Source organism: Polaromonas sp. P1_G1, assembly GCF_056405595.1.
Genome location: NZ_JBFUBU010000039.1, coordinates 51273 through 71439 on the forward strand (window position 1 = coordinate 51273; position 20167 = coordinate 71439).

Consider the following 20167-nt stretch of genomic DNA (forward strand, 5'->3'; position numbering starts at 1 on the left):
GGCTCGGCTTCTTTATTCTGGGGATGGGCTGGAGGGTCATGGATAATCGGGCCTGATTTTACAAACGGGTTTATCTCACATAAACGATGCGCCGCGCATCCCCCTCGCCTTTTATTCTCTCTCCGGTGGCTCTTGCTGTCTCCAGGCTGGTCGTGTTTTGCGCCACGCTGGGGATGACTGTTGCGGGGACGGCGCACGCCCAGGCGGTGCCCGCGGCGCCGGCAGCGTCGCGTGGCGCGTCAGCTCCCACACCGGCGGAGATGGCGGAGTCCGAGGGCGCCCTGAAGCTCAAGCCCACCCCCATGCTGGCCGAGGAAGTCTCCAGCGACCCGCAGGACCGGGGGCCGACGTTTGTCTTCGGCGACCGTGTGTCGGGACGCCCGGACCTGGAAACCGTGATCGACGGCAATGCGGAACTGCGCCGCGGGGCCACCTCCATACGCGCCGATCGCATCGAGTATTACCAGCCCGACGACCAGCTCAAAAGCCGCGGCAATGTTCGCATCAACCGCGCCGGCAACCGCTTTCAAGGCCCCGAGCTGGAGCTCAAGCTGGACCGGTTCGAGGGTTTTTTCACCACGCCCGATTACCGCTTCCTGAGCAACGGCGGCAACGGCCGTGCGCTGCGGGTCGATTTCCTCGACGAGAAACACCTGACGGCGGAGCGCGCCACCTACACCACCTGCGAGCGCGATGACGAGGCGAGCTGGCAGCCTGCCTGGGTGCTGCGCGCCAGCCGCTTCGAGTTCGACCTGGAGACCGAGGTCGGCGTGGCCCACAATGCCGTCGTTCGCTTCAAAGAGGTGCCCATCCTGGCTTTTCCCAGGGTGAGCTTTCCGCTGAGCGACAAGCGCAAGTCGGGCCTGTTGCCGCCTACCATCAGCATGGGCTCAACGAACGGGTTTGAGTTTCGCCAGCCTTATTACTTCGACATCGCACCCAATCGGGATGCCACCTTTTCACCGGCGATCCTGAGCAAGCGCGGCGTAGACCTCGCCGGCGAGTTCCGTTACCTGGAACCCAGTTATCGGGGCGAGCTGCGTGCCAATTACCTGCCCAGCGACAAGCTGCGAGACCGGGACCGCTGGTCCTACGGCTACCAGCACACCGGCACCATTGCCACCGGCCTGGCTTCGGTCGGCAACCTCGGCCTCAACCTCAACCTGAATCGTGTCAGCGACAACGATTACTGGAAGGATTTCCCGGCACGCTCCGGTTACACCACCCAGCGCCTGCTGTCCCAGGACGCCACCCTGACCTGGGGCCGGGGATTCTTTTCCAGCACCCTGCGCACCCTGAAGTGGCAGACCTTGCAGGACGTGACCTCGCCCATCGTCCCTCCCTATGACCGGCTTCCGCAGCTCACGGCCGCGTACACCCGGGTGGACGCCCCCCTGGGAGGGCTGGGCAACGGCTTCGACTGGTCGATCGAGGGTGATTACACCCGCTTCTCCGCGGACCGCACGCTGACGAACCAGCCCAACAGCAACCGGGCTTTCACCAAGTTGCAGATCAGCCGGCCCTGGCTGTCGTCGGCTGGTTTCATCACGCCCAAGGTGCAGCTGCATGCCACCAGCTACCAGTTCGACGCGCCGCTGGTGGGCGGGGCGAAGACGGCCTCGCGTGTGGTTCCGACCTTCAGCCTGGACAGCGGCCTGCAGTTCGAGCGTGAGGCCAGCTTCCTGGGCCGCAATTTCACCCAGACGCTGGAGCCGCGGGCTTTTTATGTCCGCACGCCCTACCGCGACCAGAGCCTGTTGCCCAACTACGACTCCGGCATCAACGACTTCAACTTCGCGACCGTCTTTACCGAGAACGCTTTTGTCGGCAATGACCGCATTTCCGACGCGAACCTGCTGACACTGGGCGTGACCTCCCGTCTGCTGGATCCCGCGACCGGCGCCGAAGCCGTGCGCGTCGGTATCGCACAGCGCCTGCGCTTTGAAGACCAGCGGGTGACCTTGCCCGGCGCACTGCCGGTTACCGACCGCATCAGCGACATACTGGTCGGCGCGTCCGTCAACTGGGTGCCGCAGTGGTCTTTCGACAGCACGGTGCAGTACAACCCCAAGACCCGGCAGTCCGAGCGCGCCTCGTTCGGCGTGCGTTACAACCCGGGCAATTACCGCGTCATCAGCGCCGCATTCCGGCGCCAGCGCAATGTCAGCGAGCAGATCGATGTGGGCTGGCAGTGGCCGATCAACGACTTGTGGGGCGACAAAGGCAAGGACCTGGGCGCCGGGCAGGGCCAGGGGCCGGGGCGTTATTACGCGGTCGGCCGGCTGAACTACAGCGTGCTGGACAAGCGGCTGGTCGACTCCATCATCGGCGTCGAATACGACGGCTGCTGCTGGATAAGCCGCGTCGTGCTGCAACGCTCGCAGACCAGTACGGGCACTTCCGACACCCGGATCATGTTCCAGCTGGAGCTGGTGGGCTTCTCCCGCATTGGCGGGAACCCCCTGGAAACCCTCAAGTCAAATGTCCCGCGCTACCAGTACCTGCGTGAGAAAATCGAGGCTCCAAGCCGCTTTACCACTTATGACTAATATCCGTTTTTTTCCTGAACTCTCCCCGAGCCTGCCGCGCGCCGCCGCCCTCACCCTGGCGCTTTCGGCCTTGCTGGCGGTTCAGGTGCAGGCTCAGGGGCTCAAGCCGTCCAATCCCCTGCGCCTGTCCGACCCGGCCGTTGTGCGAGCACCGGCCCAGGGTGGCGGGCAACGCCAGGCCGATTTCATCGTCGCGGTGGTGAATTCCGAGCCGATCACCAACAGCGAGGTTCGCCTCAAACTGATACGCACCGAGCAGCAGATCCTCCAGCAGGGTACGGCACTGCCGCCGCGCAGTGAACTGGTGCCGCAGATCCTGGAGCGCATGATCAGCGACAAGGCGCAGCTGCAGCTGGCACGCACCTCGGGTATCCGGATCGATGAAAACACCATCGAAAACGCGGTCCAGACCGTGGCCAGCCAGAACCAGATCTCGGTGGACCAGCTGCGCAGCCGTCTGAAGGGGGACGGCATCGACTACACCCAGTTCCGCTCCGAAGTGCGCGATGAGCTTCTGGTGGGCCGCTTGCGCCAACGCGAGCTGGAGTCGCGCGTCACCGTAAACGAGCAGGAGATAGACCAGTTCCTGCGCGACCAGGAAGGCGGCGGCGCCGAGCCTTCCGCCTTGGCCCTCAACCTGGGCGAGATTCTGGTGGCGGTGCCGGAGAACGCCACGCCCGACCAGGTCGCGGCGCTGCAGGCCAGGGCCCAGCAGGTGGTGGACCGTGCCAAGGCCGGCGGCGATTTCGCGGCGCTGGCCGCGGAGTTCTCCGCATCCGCCACACGCGCCACCGGCGGGCAGATGGGCATGCGCACGGCGGACCGCTACCCCCCCCTCTTTGTCGAAGCAACCAAAAACCTGCAGACCGGCGCACTGGCGGGCCCGGTGCGAAGCGGCGCGGGCTTTCACATCCTCAAGGTGATCGAGAAGCGCCAGGGCGGCATGCCCGGCGCCACCGTGACGCAGACCCACGCCCGGCACATCCTGCTGCGCTTGAACCCCAAACAGACGGAAGCCACCGCGACGGAAAAACTCGCCGAGCTCAAGAAACGTGTCCAGGCGGGGCAAGCCGATTTTGCCGCCCTCGCCCGCGAAAACAGCGAGGACGGTTCGGCCAAGGAAGGCGGCGACCTGGGTTGGGCCAGCCCCGGCATGTTTGTGCCTGAGTTTGAGAAGGTCATGAACAGCCTGGCACCCAACCAGGTCTCCGATCCGTTGGTGTCCCGATACGGCGTGCACATCATCCAGGTGCTGGAGCGCCGCGACACGCAGCTCTCGCAGCGTGACCAGCGCGAAATCGCGCGCAACGTGCTGCGCGAGAAGAAACAAAACGAAGCTTACGCACTCTGGGCCCAGGAGGTCCGTGGCCGCGCGTATGTGGAGTACCGTGATCCGCCGCAGTGATGTGGCCCCCACGCTCCCCCACTTCGTGTGGGTCGCTGCCCCCCGAGGGGGCCGCTGCGCCTGCGGTCTGGCGAAGCCAGTCCCGCGGGCCCCGTGCTTGTAAAGAACAATGCCCTCGGTCGTTCACTGCGACTGCGGCCCGGCTAAGCCGGTTCTGCGGCCCCTGCTGGTTTAAGGTGTGAGGCCGTGATCTCGTGAAACACATCCCGCGCAAGCGCTTCGGCCAGCACTTCCTGACTGACCAGGGCATCATCGAAGGCATCGTCCAGGCGATCGCGCCTCGGCCTGGCCAGGCTGTGGTGGAGATCGGCCCCGGGCTTGCGGCSTTGACGCARCCCCTGGTSGAGCGSCTGGGSCASCTSACSGTSATCGAGTTGGACCGCGACCTGGCCCGGCAGCTGCGGGCCCATCCTCAGCTCAGCGTGGTCGAATCCGACATCCTCAAGGTGGACATCCGTGAGCTGGCGCGCACCGCCTGCACGCAGGGGCAAAAGCTTCGGGTCGTCGGCAACCTTCCGTACAACATCTCCACGCCCATCCTGTTTCACCTGCTGGATGCGGTCGACGTGATTGAAGACCAGCACTTCATGCTGCAAAAGGAAGTCATAGACCGCATGGTGGCCGCACCGGCCACCAGCGACTACGGCCGGCTCAGCGTGATGCTGCAGTGGCGCTACGCCATGGAAAACGTGTTGTTCGTGCCGCCGCACAGCTTTGACCCGCCGCCGCGCGTGGACAGCGCGGTGGTGCGCATGGTGCCGCATGCCGTGCCGGCGGCGCTGGACGTCAAGCTGCTCAGTGAACTGGTGCAGGTGGCTTTCAGCCAGCGCCGCAAGCTGCTGCGCCACACGCTGGGGCAATGGCTCACCGCGCGGGGCTTTGGCGGGACGTTTGACGTGCAGCGCCGCGCCGAGGAAGTGCCGGTGGCCGAGTACGTCGCGCTGGTGCAGGCGCTGTAAGCCGACCGGCAGCGTCACGGCATAAAAAAAGCCCGTCATGGACGGGCTTTTTTGTGGGCGCCTGTGGCGCCCACAATGTCGTTTTTGCTTTAAGCAGCGGCGAGCCAGTAACCCGCGTTAAACGGGCTGCTCATGCGCAACGCCAGAGGTGACACGTCTACCAGTTTGTCGGTAGGCATGACTTCTTCACCTTCTGCAACTGCTTGCTGGGCCTCATTCGCCCGATCCCCTTGGCCGATGTCTGGGGAGCGGGCTACAGAAAAGAATAGAAACATCTGAACGGTATCTTGCGATCCGCCCAGTAGTCCGAGGCATCCCGGAAGATGTCGAGCAGCTGCTCGCGCGCTTCCTTGTCGAATTTGGCGTTGGCCGGAATCTGCTCGAGCACGACGATGAAGCCGGGCTGCGGGCCTGATTTGTGGACCAGGTCCGTCATGCAGTCGTACAGCGCGTCGAAATTCTTGCCGAAGTGGGCCGGGAAGGTGTATTGCGCCGCAATCATGTCCAGCACGTCCTGCTTGCTCTGGGCATTGCCCAGGTTGGCGTACAGGAAATGCTGGTTCAGCTGCGTTGCGGCGTCCTGCAGATCCTGCACCCGGAAGGCACGTATGGATTGAACGATATTGGGCCGCACGCCGCGCAAGGGCGTTTCGCCGTCCTTGCGCACCGGCGTCTCGTTGTCCCGACGAAGTGGTGTATCCATCTCCGCTACTCTTTCTCTGAAGTCAAAAACTTGAAATAACAACCACAGTTCATTTACTGAACGATTCTGCGAAAACTCGCATAGTGGTCGTCGGTGTAATAACAGGCATCCGGAGCGGTGGGTTTCAAGCCGCCACAAACAATGCGCCGGGCTCCCCGGCTGCGTTCATTGGGCGTCCTGACGGTGTATTCGCGGTAGTAACCGCGACGGTTGGCCGGAAGAAGTCGCTCCCGGTTGCCAAACACCACGCCGTCCTTGTCATGCCTGAACGGCCCACCCTGGTAAATCAGCGTCATCATGTCGCGCCCTTGCGGGGGCAATTGGGCCGTTGCGATGGTACCGGCCGATGCCGGTGAATCCACACCCTTGGCCTGCACCACGCTGGGGATCAGCCCGTTCAGGCTGGTTGTCAAGACCAGCAGGCCGACCATCCTGGCCACCTGCCAACGTCCCCACCCATTGCGCAACATGAAAAAGAAGCCTTTCCTGGAACCTAAGGTCAGCCCGCCGATTTCGGGTTAACCCTTAAATTTCAAGAGAGGTAGTTTGCCGCATATGGCCAAAAAACGCAAGTGGCTGCTGAAAATTTAGGCAGTAAAGACTGGGTTTATTGCCTAAATAAGTTAGTACTGGCTATCTAAATTTTGCTTACCGGGCGGCGTTCGCGTCCGCGACCGTCAGGGCTGTCATGTTGACGATGCGGCGCACCGTGGCGGTGGCGGTCAGGATGTGCATGGGTTTGTTCGCGCCCAGCAGCACGGGGCCGATGGCGATGTTGCCGCCAGCCGCCGTCTTGAGCAGGTTGTACGAAATATTGGCCGCATCAATATTGGGCAGCACCAGCAGGTTGGCCTCGCCCGCCAGCGTGCTGTTGGGCATGATCAGTGCACGCGCGTCGGCGTCCAGCGCCATGTCGCCGTGCATTTCGCCGTCGACTTCCAGCCAGGGCGCCTTTTCGCGCAGCAGTTCCAGCGTGCGGCGCATCTTCAGCGCGCTGGGCAGGTTGGACGAGCCGAAGTTCGAATGCGACAGCAGCGCCGCCTTGGGCTTGATGCCGAAGCGCATCATTTCCTCGGCCGCCATGGTGGTGATCTCGGCGAGCTGCTCGGCCGTCGGGTCGCAGTTGACATGTGTGTCGAGCAGGAACACCTGGCGGTTCGGCAGCAGCAGGCCGTTCATGCAGGCGTAGGTGTTGACGCCTTCGCGCTTGCCGATGACCTGGTCCAGGTAGTCCAGGTGGTGGGCGGTCGTGCCCCAGGTGCCGCAGATCAGGCCGTCGACGTCGCCCTTGTGCAGCAGCATGCCGGCGATTAGCGTGAGGCGGCGGCGCATCTCGATCTTGGCGATCTGCACGGTGACGCCGCGGCGCTCCATCATGCGGTGGTAGGTCTGCCAGAAGTCGCGGTAGCGGTGGTCCTGCTCGACGTTGACCACGTCGTAGTCGAGTTCTTCCTTCAGGCGCAGGCCGAATTTCTCGATGCGCTGGGCAATGATGGCCGGGCGGCCTATCAGCGTCGGCCGTGCCAGGCCCTCGTCCACCACGATCTGGCAGGCGCGCAGCACGCGTTCTTCCTCGCCTTCGGCATAGGCCACGCGCTTGCGGCTGGCGGCCTTGGCGGCCGCGAAAATCGGTTTCATGACCGTGCCCGAGGCGTAGACAAAGCTCTGCAGCTTGTCGCGGTAGGCGTTCATGTCCTGGATGGGCCGCAGGGCCACGCCGCTGTCGGCCGCCGCCTGCGCCACTGCGGGCGCGATCTTCATCATGAGGCGCGGATCAAAAGGCTTGGGAATCAGGTACTCGGGACCGAAGGCGAGCTTCTCGCCCACATAGGCGGCCGCCACGACTTCACTCTGCTCGGCCTGCGCCAGTTCGGCGATCGCATGCACGGCCGCGATTTCCATCTCGATGGTGATGGTGGAGGCGCCGGCGTCCAGCGCACCGCGGAAGATATAGGGAAAGCACAGGACGTTGTTGACCTGGTTGGGATAGTCGGTGCGGCCGGTCGCCATGATGGCGTCGTCGCGCACGGACTTGACGTCCTCGGGTGTGATCTCGGGATTCGGGTTGGCCAGCGCCAGGATGATGGGCTTGGCCGCCATCTTGGCGACCATGTCCTTCTTGAGCACGCCGCCGGCTGACAGGCCCAGGAAGATGTCCGCGCCCGCGATCACGTCGCTGAGGGTGCGCGCGTCGGTCTTCTGCGCGAACTGGATCTTGTCCTCGTCCATCAGCTCGGTGCGGCCTTCATAGACCACGCCGGCCAGGTCGGTCACGAACACGTTTTCGCGCTGTATGCCCAGCTTGAGCAGCAGGTTCAGGCAGGCCAGGGCCGCAGCGCCTGCACCCGAGGTCACCAGCTTGACCTGGCCGGGGCCTTTGCCGACCACCTTGAGCGCGTTCAGCACCGCCGCACCCACGGTGATGGCCGTGCCGTGCTGGTCGTCGTGGAACACCGGGATCTTCATGCGCTTGCGCAGCTCGCGCTCGACGTAGAAGCAATCGGGCGCCTTGATGTCTTCGAGGTTGATGGCGCCGAAGGTCGGCTCCAGCGAGGCAATGATGTCGACCAGTTTGGCCGGGTCTTTTTCGTCGATCTCGATGTCGAACACGTCGACGCCGGCGAACTTCTTGAACAGCACGCCCTTGCCTTCCATGACCGGCTTGGAAGCCAGCGGGCCGATGTCGCCCAGGCCCAGCACGGCGGTGCCGTTGGTGATCACGGCCACAAGGTTGCCGCGGCTGGTGTATTTGAAGGCGTTGTTCGGGTCCTTGACGATCTCTTCGCAGGGCGCTGCGACGCCGGGGGAATAGGCCAGGGCCAGGTCGCGCTGGTTGGTCAGCTGCTTGGTCGCTGCGATGGCCACCTTGCCGGGGGTCGGAAACTCGTGGTATTCAAGTGCGGCGCGGCGCAGTTCGGCGCGTTTTTCTTCGCGGTCAGTGGGCGTCGCGGCGGGTGGTGTCGGCATCAGCAAGGTCTCCAGCGGGAACGGTCGGTTGACCGTCAATTTCTTGTAAGGTCTGCGATTGTAGGCCGTTGGAGGGGAAAACCCTAGTAAGTGAATCTACGCAAAAAGGTGGATCGCTTTTGACTTTTCGGCATGAAACGCCGCTTTGCCGCAAAGCTCATCCACGATAGCGGCGCGTAGCCGTTTTTTGCGTGCTTTAAGCGCGAAATGCAGAACGGGGTGGCGGGGCCGGCGACCCGGCCGCTCAGCGCGCCACGCCCAGCAAATGGTCCAGGCGCTCGGGTTGCTCGCGCAGTGCCTGGGCCGTTCCCGTGTGCACCACCGTGCCGCGGTCCAGCACCACGGCGCTGTCGGAAATCGCCAGGATGGCCTGCGGATGCTGCTCCACGATGATTGCGCTCAGGCCCTCTTCGCGCGTGATGCGGCGTATGGCGCGCAGCAGCTCCTCCACGATGATGGGCGCCAGGCCTTCCAGCGGCTCGTCAAGCAGCAGCAGCTTCGGGTTCAGCACCAGCGCCCGGCCCACGGCCAGCATCTGCTGCTCGCCGCCCGACAACTGCGTGCCCAGGTTGCCCTTGCGCTCGGCCAGGCGCGGGAACATGGCATACACGCCGTCCGGGTTCCATTTGCCCGGGCGCGCCACCGCCGTGAGGTTCTCGTGCACCGTCAGCGACTTGAAGATGTTGCGCTCCTGCGGCACCCAGCCTATGCCGGCTGCCGCGCGCTCGTGTGAGGGCAGCCGGTGCAGCGCGACCATGGCCGCGCCCGCGCCGAACGAAATGGCGCCCCCGTGCTGCCGCGTCGCACCCGCCAGCGTGTTGATCAGCGTGGTCTTGCCGGTGCCGTTGCGGCCCAGCAGCGCGAGCGTCTGGCCTTCACCCAGCGTGAACGACACCTCGTGCAACACCACGGCCTCGCCGTAGCCGGCGCGCAGTTTGTCGACTTTGAGCAGCTCAGCCATGGGCCACCTCATCGCCATGTTTCTCCCCAAGTTCCTCGCCATGGCCCAGGTACACCGCCTTGACCTGCGGGTCGGCTGCGATCTGTTCGGGCGTGCCCTCCGTCAGCAGCGTGCCGTTGACCAGCACCGTCATGGTGGTGGCGAAGCTGAACACCAGGTCCATGTCGTGCTCGATCAGCAGCACCGACACATCGGCGGGCAGCGCGGCCACGGTTTGCAGCAACTCCTCGCGCTCGCCGGCCGGCACGCCCGCCACGGGTTCGTCCAGCAGCAGCACGCGCGGCTCGCAGGCCAGCGCCACGGCGATCTCGAGCAGGCGGCGCTTGCCGTAGGCCAGCACGCGGGTCGGCTGGTCCATCACCTCGGTGAGGTGGAACTGCTCCAGCAATTGTTCGCAGCGTTCGGCCACGGCCCGGTTGCGGCCCAGCGGCTGCCACCATTTCGCGCCCAGGCCTGTTTGCTGCGACACGGTCAGCGCCAGCGTCTGCAGCGGCGTGAGCGAGTCGAAGAGCTGGTTGATCTGGAAGGTGCGCACCATGCCGCGCTTGACGCGCTGGTGCGGCGCCAGCCGCGTGATGTCTTCGCCTTCAAGCAAGATGCGGCCCTCGGTCGGCTGCAGCACGCCCGTCAGCAGGTTGACCAGCGTGGTCTTGCCCGCGCCGTTAGGCCCGATCAAGGCATGGCGCGCGCCGCGCCGCAGGTTCAGGCTCACGTTGTTGGTGGCGGTGATGCCGCCGAAGCGCATCACCAGGCCTTGCGCGGACAGCACCGCGTCGCCCTGCGGCGCCGCGCTCATGGCCGACCTCCGTGCCGGCGCTGCGGCAGCCAGGTCCAGGGCCGGACCAGCCGTTCGCGGCCCACCAGCACCAGCACCACCAGGAAGAGGCCTATCCAGAAGGTCCAGTACTGCGGCGTGATGGACGAGAGCGCATCCTGCATCAGCTTGAACACAATTGCCCCGGCCACGCCGCCGTAGAGCCAGCCCACGCCGCCCACCACCAGGATCAGCAGCACGTCGGCCGAGCGGTGGAACTCGAACAAATCCAGCGAGGCGAAACCGGTGGTCTGCGTCAGCAGCGCGCCAGCCGCGCCGGCCACACCGGCCGCCACCGTATAGACAACCGCCAGCCGTGACGCCACCGGAATGCCGATGGCCATGGCGCGCAGGCGGTTGTCGCGTATTGCTTTGAGCGTCGCACCCAGCGGCGAATGCACCAGGCGGCGCATCAGCACGAACAGCACCAGCAGCACCGCCAGTGAATACCAGGCGGCGGTGCGGCCCGCGAGGTCGAACTCGAAGCTGCCCAGCAGCGGCCCCATGACCACGCCCTGCAGGCCGTCGGCGCCGCCGGTCAGCCAGTCGAGTTTGTTGGCCAGCTCCAGCAGGATCAGCGCCACACCCAGCGTCACCATCAGCCGCGTCAGGTCGCTGCCGCGCTGGATGGTGAGCGAGCACAGGGCGCCCAGCAGTGTCGCGGTGGTGATGCCCACGGCCAGGCCCACCAGCGGGTCGGGCATGACCAGCTTGGCGAACAGCGCCGCCGCGTAGCCGCCTATGCCAAAGAAAGCCGCATGGCCCAGCGAGACAATGCCGGTGTAGCCCAGCACCAGGTCCAGCGACACCGCGAACAGCGCGACGATGGCGATCTCGTTGATGAGGGACGCATGGCTGGGCATCAGCACCGGCGCGGCGAAGGCGAGGAGCCAGAGCACCGGCTCCCAGGGCCTCCAGCGGCTGCTTTTGAGCAGCGATGTCTGGGTGTTCATCTATTTGCCTCCCTTGCGCACAAAGAGGCCCTGCGGCCGCCAGATCAGGATCACGATCATCAGGCTGTAGACGATGAAGGCGCCCAGCTTGGGGATGTAGTACTTGCCCGCCACGTCGGCGATGCCCAGCAGCAGGGCGGCCAGCAGAGGCCCGGTGATCGACGTGGTGCCGCCCACGGCCACCACGATCAGGAAATAAATCATGAACTTGAGCGGAAAGCTCGGGTCCAGGCCCAGCACCTCGGCGCCCAGCGCGCCGCCCAGGCCGGCCAGGCCCGAGCCCACGGCGAAGGTCGAGAGGAACACCAGGTTGACGTTGATGCCCAGGCCGGCCGCCACGCGCTGGTCGTCCACCGACGCGCGCAGCCGGCTGCCGAAGCGCGTGCGCGCCAGCAGGTACTGCAGGCCTACCGTCAGTCCAGCGCACACCGCGATGATGAACAGCCGGTAGTGGCCCATGCCCAGCATCCAGGCGCCGCTGCCGATTTCGGTGCGGCCTTTGAGCCACGCGGGCAGCTGCACGATCTGCTGCGTCGAGCCCACGAAATAATCCACACTGGCCACCGCCATGAACACCAGGCCGATGGAAAACAGCACCTGGTCCAGGTGCGGCTTGTTGTAGAGCGGCCGGTACAGCGTGCGCTCCAGCACCGCGCCCAGCAGCGCCGAGCCGATGAAGGCCAGCGGCAGGCACAGCAAAAAGGGCACGCCGAAATGCTGCATCAGCAGCACGGTGATGTAGCCGCCGGCCATCGCGAAGGCGCCGTGCGCGAGGTTGATGAAATTCATCAAGCCCATGGTCACCGCCAGGCCCACCGCCAGGATGAACAGCAGCATGCCGTAAGCGATACCGTCAAAAAGAAGGGTCAGCATGGATTGGTTTGGGTGTTTGCTCCCTCCCCCGCTGGGGGAGGGTTGGGGTGGGGGCTGGACGGCGCTTGCATCCTGGCTTCCCCTCGCGAAGGAGCGTGCCGCTTACTTGGCTTTTCCGGGGTCTTTGACGTCCTTGATCACRTCAAATTCSAYGTTGTARAGCTGGCCGTCCTTCTTCTCGACCTTGCGCAGGTAGACGTCCTGCACGATGTCACGCGTCTGCGCGTCGATGAAGATCTTGCCGCGCGGGCTTTCAAACAGCTGGCCCTTCATGGCCGCGAGCAGCGCGTCGCCGCCGCCCTGGCCCTTGCTGGTTTTGAGCGCTTCGTAAATCACCCGCATGCCGTCATAGCCGCCCACGGCCATGAAGTTGGGTCGCAGGCCCTTGTTGGCCTTGGAAAAAGCTTCCACGAACTTCTTGTTCATGGCCGAGGGGTGCGCCGCCGAGTAGTGGTGCGAGGTCACCACGCCCAGTGCGCCGTCGCCCATGTCGTTGAGCTGGTCGTCGTCCGTCACGTCGCCGGTGGCGATCAGCCGTATGCCGGCCTTGTCCAGGCCGCGCTCGAGGAACTGCTTCATCACCGCGGCGCCCGCGCCGGAAGGCACAAAGACGAACAGCGCGTCGGGCTTGTTGTCCCGCACCTTCTGCAGGAATGGCGCGAAGTCGGGGTTGCGCAGCGGCACACGCAGCGCGTCGGTCACCTGGCCGCCGTTGAAGGTCAGGCGGTCCTTGAAGAATTTTTCGGCGTCGATGCCGGGGCCGTAGTCGGACACCAGCGTGACCACCGTCTTGATCCCGTTCTTGGGCGCCCAGTCGGCCAGCGCGACCGAGACCTGCGGCAAGGTGAAGCTGGTGCGCACGATGTAGGGCGAGGACTGCGTGATGCTGGAGGTCGCCGCCGCCATCACCACCATGGGTGTCTTGGACTGCGTCGCGATGGGCGCGGTGGCCAGGGCCGAGGGCGTGATGCCGAAGCCCGCCAGCACGTTGACCTTGTCGTTGACCACCAGCTCCTGCGCCAGGCGGCGCGTGGTGTCCGGCAGCGAGGTGTCGTCCTTCACGATCAGCTGGATCTTCTTGCCCGCCACGGTGTCGCCGTTCTGCGCCATGTAAAGCCGCGCGGCCGCCTCGATCTGCCGACCGGTGGTGGCCTGCTGGCCCGTCATCGGCAGGATCAGGCCTATCTTGAAGGTGTTGTCCTGGGCCAGTGCGGAGGCGGCTGAGGCCAACGTGGCGACGGCAAGGGCTGCGGCGGTAAAGAGGCGTCTTTTCATGGGTTGTCTCCAGTGGTCGATTTTGAATTTATGAGGCGGGGTGTTGGCGCTAGTTTACTGAGCGTTCGTGATAAGCACCAATGTTCTGTATGCGAACTTTTGGGGTCTATGCACCCGCGGTGCGGGGGGTGCTCAATGGTCGGGCCGGTAGGACGAGTCCAGCGTCACCGAACCGACAACTCGCGAGACACAGGCGCACAGCCGCGTGTTCTGCTGCTTCTCGTGCTCGCTCAGAAAGACGTCGCGGTGGTCGATCTCGCCGTCCAGCGCCAGCACGTCCAGCGTGCACAAGCCGCATTCACCGCGCTTGCAATCGGACACCGCTTCCACGCCCGCCTGCTCCAGCGCGTCCAGCAGGCTGCAGCCGGGCGGCACGGTGATGTCCAGCGCGTGGCGCGGAATTAGCACCCTGAAGGCCTGCGGCGAAAAGCGCCCGCTGTTGCCGAAGGTCTCGTAACGCAGGTCGGTCGCCGGCAGGCCCGAGGCCTCCCAGGCGTGGCGCGCGGCGTCCAGCATGGGCACCGGCCCGCAGACATACATTTGCGCGCCCGGCGGCAGCGCCGCGATCTCGGCGGCGAAGTCGATGCGCGCGTCGACGGCCGCCTGCAGCCGCCCGCCCAGGCAGGCCTGCAGCATTTCGCCGTAAGCCAGTTCAGACTCACTGCGCACGCCATACAGCATGCGCAGCGACCGGCCCGACTGCGCACAGCGGCCGGCCAGCGCCTGGGCCATGCCCAGCAGCGGCGTGATGCCTATGCCGCCGGCCACCAGCAGGTAGGCCGGCGCGTTGAAGTCCAGCGGGAAATGGTTGCGCGGCCCGCTGACCTGCAGGCGATCGCCGGCGGCCAGCCGCCACATCGCGCGCGAACCGCCGCGCCCGTCGTCCAGCCGTTTCACCGCGATGCGCCAGGTTTGCCCGTCGGGTTCGCCGACCAGCGAATAGGAGCGCAGTTCCGGCTTGCCGTCCACCAGCAACTGCACCTGCAGGTGGCTGCCGGGTTCGTGGCGCTGCACAGCGACCGCGTCACCCGCGGGCCGGATGCGGAACTCGCGCACCGTGGGCGTGAGGTCCTCAAAAGATTCAATGACCGCATCGGTCCAGCTGGTATTGGCTTTCATTATTTTTTCCGTATTAAACGCACGCCCGGCATCTGGTCCAGGTTGTGGCTGGCCACGGCGGCGCGCAGGTTGCGCTGGRCCAGGCGCGAATGCTCGCGCATGATGGCCTCGGCGCGTGAGCCCTCGCGCTGCTCGATGGCGTCCAGCACCTGGCGGTGCTGGTCCTGTGCCACGATCAGCATGTCGCGCGCGCGCGGCGAGTTGGCCTGCACCACCACGAATCCTGAGGCCGAGGCGAAGGGCAGGCTGGACACGCGGTCCAGCTCTTTGGCGATCACCTCGCTGCCCGCCATTTCGCTGAGCAGCGCGTGAAAGCGCTCGTTGAGCGCCACGTAGCTTGAGAACGCCTCGTCGTTGAGGGCCGGCTGGCTCAGCACTTCGTCGATGCGGTTCAGGCATTCGCGCGCTTCGCCGAGCACCACGGTGGGCGCGCCGCGCTCGGCCGCCAGCCGCGCTGACAGGCCCTCGATCGTGCCGCGCAGCTCGATCGCCTCGGACACGTCGCGCTCCGAGAACGTACGCACCGCGAAGCCGCCGTTGGGCAGCGATTCGAGCAGGCCTTCCTGTTCCAGCCGCATCAGCGCCGCGCGTATCGGCGTGCGCGAGACGCCCAGTTTTTCCACGATGGAGAGTTCAGCGATGCGTGCGCCGCCGGGCAGCTCGCCCGCCAGGATCATCTCGCGCAGCTGCAGCTGCGCCCTCACCTGCGCGCTCTCCAGGCTGTTGGGCGCGGCTGAAGGGTTTGTCGTGGCCATGGGGATAATTTTTGTCATGGGGTTCAGGCCGCGAGGCGTATCGGGATCACCGTCGCAGTCGGCGTTTCCTGCGCGATCAGCCGGTCTATCAGGCGCCGCGCCCACATGGACCCGGCGTCGATGTTGAGGTTGTAGAACTGGTGGTCCGGATGTTCATCGATGGCGATTTGCTGGGCTTCCAGCACAAGTTCGTCCTCGCGGAAGATACCGGCCACGCCCTCGCGCAGTTGATGCGTCAGGCGCTGCTCACCCAGGCAATAGTTGCGCGCAAAGGCCCAGAAGTAGTGGCAGCTGCCGTCGGTTTCGGGTGTCACTGTGTTCAGCACAAAACCGTTGACGCCCTTGCTGCGGTCGCCCGGTGCGCCGTCTTTGGGCGGCGCGCCCGATCCGGCCTCGGCCACGCCGACGTCGATGTTCACGGTGCAGGGCGCTTCGAACCTGATGATCTGCCAGCGGTCCACCTTGCCGGTGTAGCCGCGCGCGTGTTCGATCTGCCCGGCCCAGAAAGGCGGTGCATCGATGTTTTCCATCCAGCGCGTCACGGTGGCCGTGCGGTCGCCATGCGTGGCCACAAAGGGTGCCTCGGCCACGGCGCGCTGGCCTATGCTGGAACCGTGCACAAAGGTCTCGTGGGTCAGGTCCATCAGGTTGTCCACCACGAGGCGGTAGTCGCACTTCACGGTGATCAGCTTGCCGTCGCCGGCCCAGGCCGCATCGTCGTTCCAGTGCATGTCGGGCACCAGCGCCGGGTCCGCCTTGGCCGGGTCGCCGGGCCAGACCCAGATGAAGCGGTGCTTTTCGACCACCGGGAAGGCGCGCACGCAGGCCGAGGGGTTCAGCGTTTCCTGGCTGGGCATATGGGTGCAGCGGCCCTGCGCGTTGTAGACCAGGCCGTGGTAGCCGCAGGTCACTTCGTCGCCGTCCAGCGTGCCCATGGACAGCGGCAGCAGCCGGTGCCAGCAGGCGTCCTCCAGCACGGCGACCTGGCCGTCTGTGCGGCGGAACATCACCAGCTTCTGCTTGCACACCGTGCGCGCCAGCAGTTTGCGGCCGACCTCGACGTCATAGGCGGCGGCATACCAGGCGTTAAGCGGAAAATTGGGTTTTTTGGCTTCCATGGATACGCAATGTATACATAAATCGTAAAAAAGCCAAGAAAATGAGGGAAATTCAGGGTAAATACGGAGTTTCTGTATTCAATGAGGGTGGTTCTGGCTGGAATACCATGAGGCCCTGTATCTGCAAACTATGGAGACTTTCCCATGAGCGCCAAACTACCCGCCCGCTACGACCACGTCGGCAGCTTTCTGCGTCCCCAGTACCTGCTCGAGGCCCGCGAGCAAAAAGCCAAGGGCCAGATCACGCCTGAACAACTGCGCAAGGTCGAAGACCAGGCCATCACCGAGATCGTGAAGTTCCAGGAAGACGTGGGCCTTAAAAGCATCACCGACGGCGAATTCCGCCGCACTTATTTCCACATCGATTTCCTCGAACAGATCGGCGGCGTGAAGACCGACATCCCGGTCACCATCCAGCGGCCCGACGGCAGCATGGAACTGGCGCCGCCCGTGATGCGTGTGATCGACAAGGTGCGCCACGTCAAGGACATCCAGCTCGCCGACTTCCAGTACCTCAAGAGCCAGGTCAGCGCCGGCAATACGCCCAAGGTCACCATCCCCTCGCCCACCATGCTGCACTTTCGCGGCGGCCGCGCCGGCATCAGCAAGGAGGCCTATCCCGAGCTCGACCCGGCCTTTTACGACGACGTGGCCAAGGCTTACGGCGACGAGTTGCGCAGCCTGGCCGCAGCCGGTTGCACCTATGTGCAGATGGACGACACCAACCTGGCCTACCTCTGTGACGAAAAAATGCGCGAAGCGGCGCGTCAGCGCGGCGACGACCCCAATGAGCTGCCGCATCGCTACGCCAAATTCATCAACAAGGTGGTGGCGCAAAAGCCCGCCGGCATGACCCTGGCCATGCACCTGTGCCGCGGCAACTTCAAGAGCACGCACGCCGCGGCCGGCAATTACGAGCCGGTGGCCGAGGCGCTGCTCAAGGAAATGGACCTGGACGCCTACTTCCTCGAATACGACGACAGCCGCAGTGGCGACTTCCGGCCGCTGCGCTACCTGCCCAAGGGCAAGACCGTGGTGCTGGGCCTGGTCACCACCAAGTTCGGCGAGATGGAAAGCAAGGACGACCTGAAGCGCCGCATCGAAGACGCCGCGAAATACGCGCCGCTCGAGCAACTCGCGCTGTCACCGCAGTGCGGCTTCAGCAGCACCGTGCACGGCAACAACATCGCCGTCGAAGCGCAGCGCAACAAGCTGCGCCTCGTAGTCGAGACCGCCCGCGAAGTCTGGGGCTCCTGAGCTGCCCACAAACCCCTCCTGGCGTTGTTGCGCCGCCTTGCCGCACCGGAGCTGTCTGCGGCGACGCGCCTAGCCAGGACCGCTTCGCTGGGCTTTGTGAGCGGCTCAGCTCTTAGGCGCTAGGCGTGGGCCGTGGACAAGCCCGCCTGCGCCTTCGCAGGCGTGGCCGCGCGCTGGCCGCCCCAGCGCTGCCAGGCTTTTTCGTGGAAGAAAAAGGCAAAAGCCTGCACCGTCGGCTCGAGCAGGCTCAGCGTGATCGCCAGCAGGAAGTTGCCGGTCACCGCATAGGCCACCAGCGCCGCCACCGTCACGTGCACCACGTAATAGCTGGCGGTTTTCTTCAGGGTCGGCAGGTTGGTGCGTACAAGTTCAGTCATCAGCTTCTCCTTGGAAAATAGCTAAAAGCGATTGATTCTTTCAAAATCATAGTGATTGGCTAATTTTTGCGCCAATTGATTTGGCCTAAACAATCCATAGGCCCGGCCGCTGCGTTGCTCGTTAATTGCGCACAAGGCCAGTTACTTACACTTTGCAACATCTTGGCGCCGCTCACCCCCGCCTGCACTCCGGTCGTCAAAAAAGTGTGAAAAAACAAACAGATACGAGCTAAACCTGCGTTCAAAACAGGGAAAGCGTTGGACAGAATGAATGCAAAAGGCTACAACTGGATTGCAACACTTTGTTGCATTCTGGCTTGAAAGGTCTGTCCTTGTTCCGTCCCCCTGTTCTGGTGCTCCGGCCTCTGGCCTGGGCTTTACTGGCTGCCTTCGCCGCCGGGAGCGCGCCTGCGTTCGCCCAGGTGCGGCCGGATGCCGGCACCTTGCTGGAGTCGCCAGGCCCGCTGCCCTTGCTGCCGCCCCGCGGCGGCCCGCCGGTGGAACTGCGCCAACCCCAGCCGGCAGCACCCGCTGCCGGCACCGCCCGCATCACACCGGCCGCCTTCAGCTTTACCGGCAACACGGTGTTTTCCGGCGAACTGCTGGCAGCGCTGCTCGCGTCCCGCCTGCAGCAACCCACCAACCTCGCCGGCCTGACCGACGCGGCCAACACCATCAGTGCCTACTACCGGCAAAAAGGCTACTTGCTCACACAGGCCTACCTGCCCGAGCAAGCCTTTCCCGCCGAGGGCGGCACCGTCACCATCGCCGTGCTGGAAGCGCGGGTAGGCCGCGTCACGGTGCGGGTCGACGGCACGGGCATTTCACAGTCCTTTGCCGAAGCCCTCGTGGCCGGCCAGTTGAAGCCGGGCGACGCCGTCACCGACTACGCGCTCGACAAACCCGTGCTGCTGTTGCGCGACCTGGCCGGCTACGACGCCGCCGCGACCGTCCAGCCCGGCGCGAACCCGGGCCAGGCCGACGTGCTGGTCACCGTGCAGGCCAAGGGCCCGCGCTTTGACGGGTCCGTGAGCGTCGACAACCATGGCGCGCGCGCCGCCGGCGCCGTACGCGCGGCGCTCAATGCCAATCTCAACAACCTGCTGGGCCGCGGCGACGTGCTCGCCCTGAGCGCGCAGCACAGCGACCAGGCCGGCTCGGCCCTGTACCGCATCGGCTACACCGTGCCGGTGGGCGCACAGGGCACGCGGCTGGGCCTGAGCCTGGCGCGGCTGGATTACGCGCTGGGCAAGCAGTTCCAGGCACTGGGCGCCAGCGGCCGGGCGGACATCGCCGGCATCAGCGTTTCCCAGCCCTTGCTGCGCGGGCGCGGCACCAACCTCTACGGCTTCGTCAGCGCCGAGCAGAAGAAGCTGGTCGATGAGACCCGCACACCGGCGCTCGCCAGCGCACGCGACATCAGCGCGCTCAGGCTGGGGCTGGCCGGCAACTTCATCGACGACGTGGCGGGCGGCAGCGGCCTGAACAGCTACGCCGTCAACCTCACCTTCGGCCGCCTGGCGCTCTCCGCGGCCGACCAGGCGTTTGACGACGGCCTGGGCGGCCTGCGCACCGCCGGCGGCTTCAGCAAGCTGAACCTGGAATTCCAGCGCTCCCAGCTCTTTGACGCGCCCTACAGTTTTCACCTCGCGGCGCAGGCCCAGCTTGCATCGAAAAACCTCAGCTCGGCCGAAAAAATGGTGCTGGGCGGGCCCAACGGCGTGCGCGGCTACCCGGTGGGCGAAGGCGTAGGCGACACCGGCTTCCTGCTGAACCTGGAGTCGCGTTACCAGTTCCCGCAGGCGCCCTGGGGCGAGCCGCTGACCTTGCTGGCCTTTTACGACTTCGGCCGCGTGCGCTTCAACCAGAACGGCGCCACCGTGCCCGGCAATAGCAACACCTTGAGCCTGGGCTCCTTCGGCGTGGGCGCCACGCTGGGCCGGCCCGGCAAGTTCCTTATCAAAACCTACCTGGCCTGGCGCACCACGCCGGCACAGCCCTCCACCGGTGACCCCGACCGCGCGCCACGCGCCTGGCTGTCGGCCCAGACCTGGTTCTAGTTACCCGTTACCCCCGAATGCC

17 protein-coding genes are annotated in these 20167 nt (G+C 65.2%); 5 read left to right on the forward strand and 12 right to left on the reverse strand.

The features are described 5' to 3' along the window. The first annotated feature begins 86 nt into the window (after positions 1-86). The 3 genes from AC1D1Y_RS19210 to rsmA all read left to right on the forward strand — a co-directional run bounded on the left by AC1D1Y_RS19210 (position 87) and on the right by rsmA (position 4913). Positions 87-2549 (forward strand): LPS-assembly protein LptD, encoded by a 2463-nt coding sequence (locus tag AC1D1Y_RS19210; protein ID WP_477683730.1) that lies wholly within the window; start codon positions 87-89, stop codon positions 2547-2549. Further along, the gene (locus tag AC1D1Y_RS19215; protein WP_477683731.1) at positions 2542-3954 is read left to right on the forward strand and encodes a peptidylprolyl isomerase; all 1413 of its coding nucleotides are present in this window, start codon (positions 2542-2544) and stop codon (positions 3952-3954) included. Before AC1D1Y_RS19210 ends, AC1D1Y_RS19215 begins: the two co-directional genes overlap by 8 nt. Positions 3955-4148: 194 nt before the next feature. Further along, complete coding sequence (rsmA, locus tag AC1D1Y_RS19220; RefSeq protein WP_477683732.1) at positions 4149-4913, forward strand: 16S rRNA (adenine(1518)-N(6)/adenine(1519)-N(6))-dimethyltransferase RsmA; 765 nt, start codon at positions 4149-4151, stop codon at positions 4911-4913. Positions 4914-5166: 253 nt separating this feature from the next. Here rsmA and AC1D1Y_RS19225 read toward each other — a convergent pair whose 3' ends face one another. The 11 genes from AC1D1Y_RS19225 to AC1D1Y_RS19275 all read right to left on the reverse strand — a co-directional run bounded on the left by AC1D1Y_RS19225 (position 5167) and on the right by AC1D1Y_RS19275 (position 16451). Further along, positions 5167-5616 carry a barstar family protein gene (locus AC1D1Y_RS19225; RefSeq protein WP_007869336.1) on the reverse strand — a complete coding sequence of 150 codons (450 nt, stop codon included), beginning with the start codon at positions 5614-5616 and terminating at the stop codon, positions 5167-5169. A 53-nt stretch (positions 5617-5669) separates the two neighbouring features. Then, positions 5670-6086: a guanyl-specific ribonuclease gene (locus AC1D1Y_RS19230; RefSeq protein WP_477683733.1), complete on the reverse strand. Its 417-nt coding sequence runs from the start codon at positions 6084-6086 to the stop codon at positions 5670-5672. A 178-nt stretch (positions 6087-6264) separates the two neighbouring features. After that, a complete protein-coding gene (locus tag AC1D1Y_RS19235; RefSeq protein WP_477683734.1) occupies positions 6265-8583 on the reverse strand; it encodes an NADP-dependent malic enzyme in 2319 nt (772 codons plus the stop codon). Positions 8584-8827: 244 nt separating this feature from the next. Beyond that, a complete protein-coding gene (locus AC1D1Y_RS19240) occupies positions 8828-9544 on the reverse strand; it encodes an ABC transporter ATP-binding protein (protein ID WP_477683735.1) in 717 nt (238 codons plus the stop codon). Further along, entirely contained in the window at positions 9537-10340 is an 804-nt protein-coding gene (locus AC1D1Y_RS19245) for an ABC transporter ATP-binding protein (RefSeq protein ID WP_477683736.1), read from the reverse strand. The genes AC1D1Y_RS19240 and AC1D1Y_RS19245 overlap by 8 nt, the downstream gene beginning before the upstream one ends. After that, on the reverse strand, positions 10337-11311 hold the full coding sequence (locus AC1D1Y_RS19250; RefSeq protein ID WP_477655926.1) for a branched-chain amino acid ABC transporter permease: 975 nt from the start codon (positions 11309-11311) through the stop codon (positions 10337-10339). The genes AC1D1Y_RS19245 and AC1D1Y_RS19250 overlap by 4 nt, the downstream gene beginning before the upstream one ends. Next, positions 11312-12184 (reverse strand): branched-chain amino acid ABC transporter permease, encoded by an 873-nt coding sequence (locus AC1D1Y_RS19255; RefSeq protein WP_477655925.1) that lies wholly within the window; start codon positions 12182-12184, stop codon positions 11312-11314. A 102-nt stretch (positions 12185-12286) separates the two neighbouring features. Further along, on the reverse strand, positions 12287-13459 hold the full coding sequence (locus AC1D1Y_RS19260; protein WP_477683737.1) for an ABC transporter substrate-binding protein: 1173 nt from the start codon (positions 13457-13459) through the stop codon (positions 12287-12289). Between the two features lie 132 nt (positions 13460-13591). Beyond that, a complete protein-coding gene (locus AC1D1Y_RS19265) occupies positions 13592-14578 on the reverse strand; it encodes a PDR/VanB family oxidoreductase (protein ID WP_477683738.1) in 987 nt (328 codons plus the stop codon). Further along, on the reverse strand, positions 14578-15333 hold the full coding sequence (locus tag AC1D1Y_RS19270) for a GntR family transcriptional regulator (RefSeq protein ID WP_477683739.1): 756 nt from the start codon (positions 15331-15333) through the stop codon (positions 14578-14580). Before AC1D1Y_RS19270 ends, AC1D1Y_RS19265 begins: the two co-directional genes overlap by 1 nt. Positions 15334-15356: 23 nt before the next feature. Beyond that, positions 15357-16451, reverse strand: a complete 1095-nt coding sequence (locus tag AC1D1Y_RS19275; RefSeq protein WP_477683740.1) for an aromatic ring-hydroxylating dioxygenase subunit alpha — start codon at positions 16449-16451, stop codon at positions 15357-15359. Between the two features lie 144 nt (positions 16452-16595). On the opposite strand from AC1D1Y_RS19275, the gene AC1D1Y_RS19280 reads away from it, so the two are divergent. Beyond that, entirely contained in the window at positions 16596-17708 is a 1113-nt protein-coding gene (locus AC1D1Y_RS19280; protein ID WP_477683741.1) for a 5-methyltetrahydropteroyltriglutamate--homocysteine S-methyltransferase, read from the forward strand. A 119-nt stretch (positions 17709-17827) separates the two neighbouring features. Here AC1D1Y_RS19280 and AC1D1Y_RS19285 read toward each other — a convergent pair whose 3' ends face one another. Next, positions 17828-18085: a DUF2061 domain-containing protein gene (locus AC1D1Y_RS19285; protein ID WP_477683742.1), complete on the reverse strand. Its 258-nt coding sequence runs from the start codon at positions 18083-18085 to the stop codon at positions 17828-17830. 353 nt (positions 18086-18438) lie between these two features. On the opposite strand from AC1D1Y_RS19285, the gene AC1D1Y_RS19290 reads away from it, so the two are divergent. After that, positions 18439-20145, forward strand: a complete 1707-nt coding sequence (locus AC1D1Y_RS19290) for a ShlB/FhaC/HecB family hemolysin secretion/activation protein (protein ID WP_477683743.1) — start codon at positions 18439-18441, stop codon at positions 20143-20145. Positions 20146-20167: the final 22 nt, after the last annotated feature.

Coding starts and splice junctions, on each gene's coding strand:
- AC1D1Y_RS19265 (WP_477683738.1), bottom strand. CDS start 14,578: ATGAAAGCCAATACCAGCTGGACCGATGCGGTCATTGAATCTTTTGAG.
- AC1D1Y_RS19215 (WP_477683731.1), top strand. CDS start 2,542: ATGACTAATATCCGTTTTTTTCCTGAACTCTCCCCGAGCCTGCCGCGC.
- AC1D1Y_RS19240 (WP_477683735.1), bottom strand. CDS start 9,544: ATGGCTGAGCTGCTCAAAGTCGACAAACTGCGCGCCGGCTACGGCGAG.
- AC1D1Y_RS19230 (WP_477683733.1), bottom strand. CDS start 6,086: ATGTTGCGCAATGGGTGGGGACGTTGGCAGGTGGCCAGGATGGTCGGC.
- AC1D1Y_RS19275 (WP_477683740.1), bottom strand. CDS start 16,451: ATGGAAGCCAAAAAACCCAATTTTCCGCTTAACGCCTGGTATGCCGCC.
- AC1D1Y_RS19235 (WP_477683734.1), bottom strand. CDS start 8,583: ATGCCGACACCACCCGCCGCGACGCCCACTGACCGCGAAGAAAAACGC.
- AC1D1Y_RS19285 (WP_477683742.1), bottom strand. CDS start 18,085: ATGACTGAACTTGTACGCACCAACCTGCCGACCCTGAAGAAAACCGCC.
- AC1D1Y_RS19245 (WP_477683736.1), bottom strand. CDS start 10,340: ATGAGCGCGGCGCCGCAGGGCGACGCGGTGCTGTCCGCGCAAGGCCTG.
- AC1D1Y_RS19225 (WP_007869336.1), bottom strand. CDS start 5,616: ATGGATACACCACTTCGTCGGGACAACGAGACGCCGGTGCGCAAGGAC.
- AC1D1Y_RS19255 (WP_477655925.1), bottom strand. CDS start 12,184: ATGCTGACCCTTCTTTTTGACGGTATCGCTTACGGCATGCTGCTGTTC.
- AC1D1Y_RS19210 (WP_477683730.1), top strand. CDS start 87: ATGCGCCGCGCATCCCCCTCGCCTTTTATTCTCTCTCCGGTGGCTCTT.
- AC1D1Y_RS19250 (WP_477655926.1), bottom strand. CDS start 11,311: ATGAACACCCAGACATCGCTGCTCAAAAGCAGCCGCTGGAGGCCCTGG.
- AC1D1Y_RS19280 (WP_477683741.1), top strand. CDS start 16,596: ATGAGCGCCAAACTACCCGCCCGCTACGACCACGTCGGCAGCTTTCTG.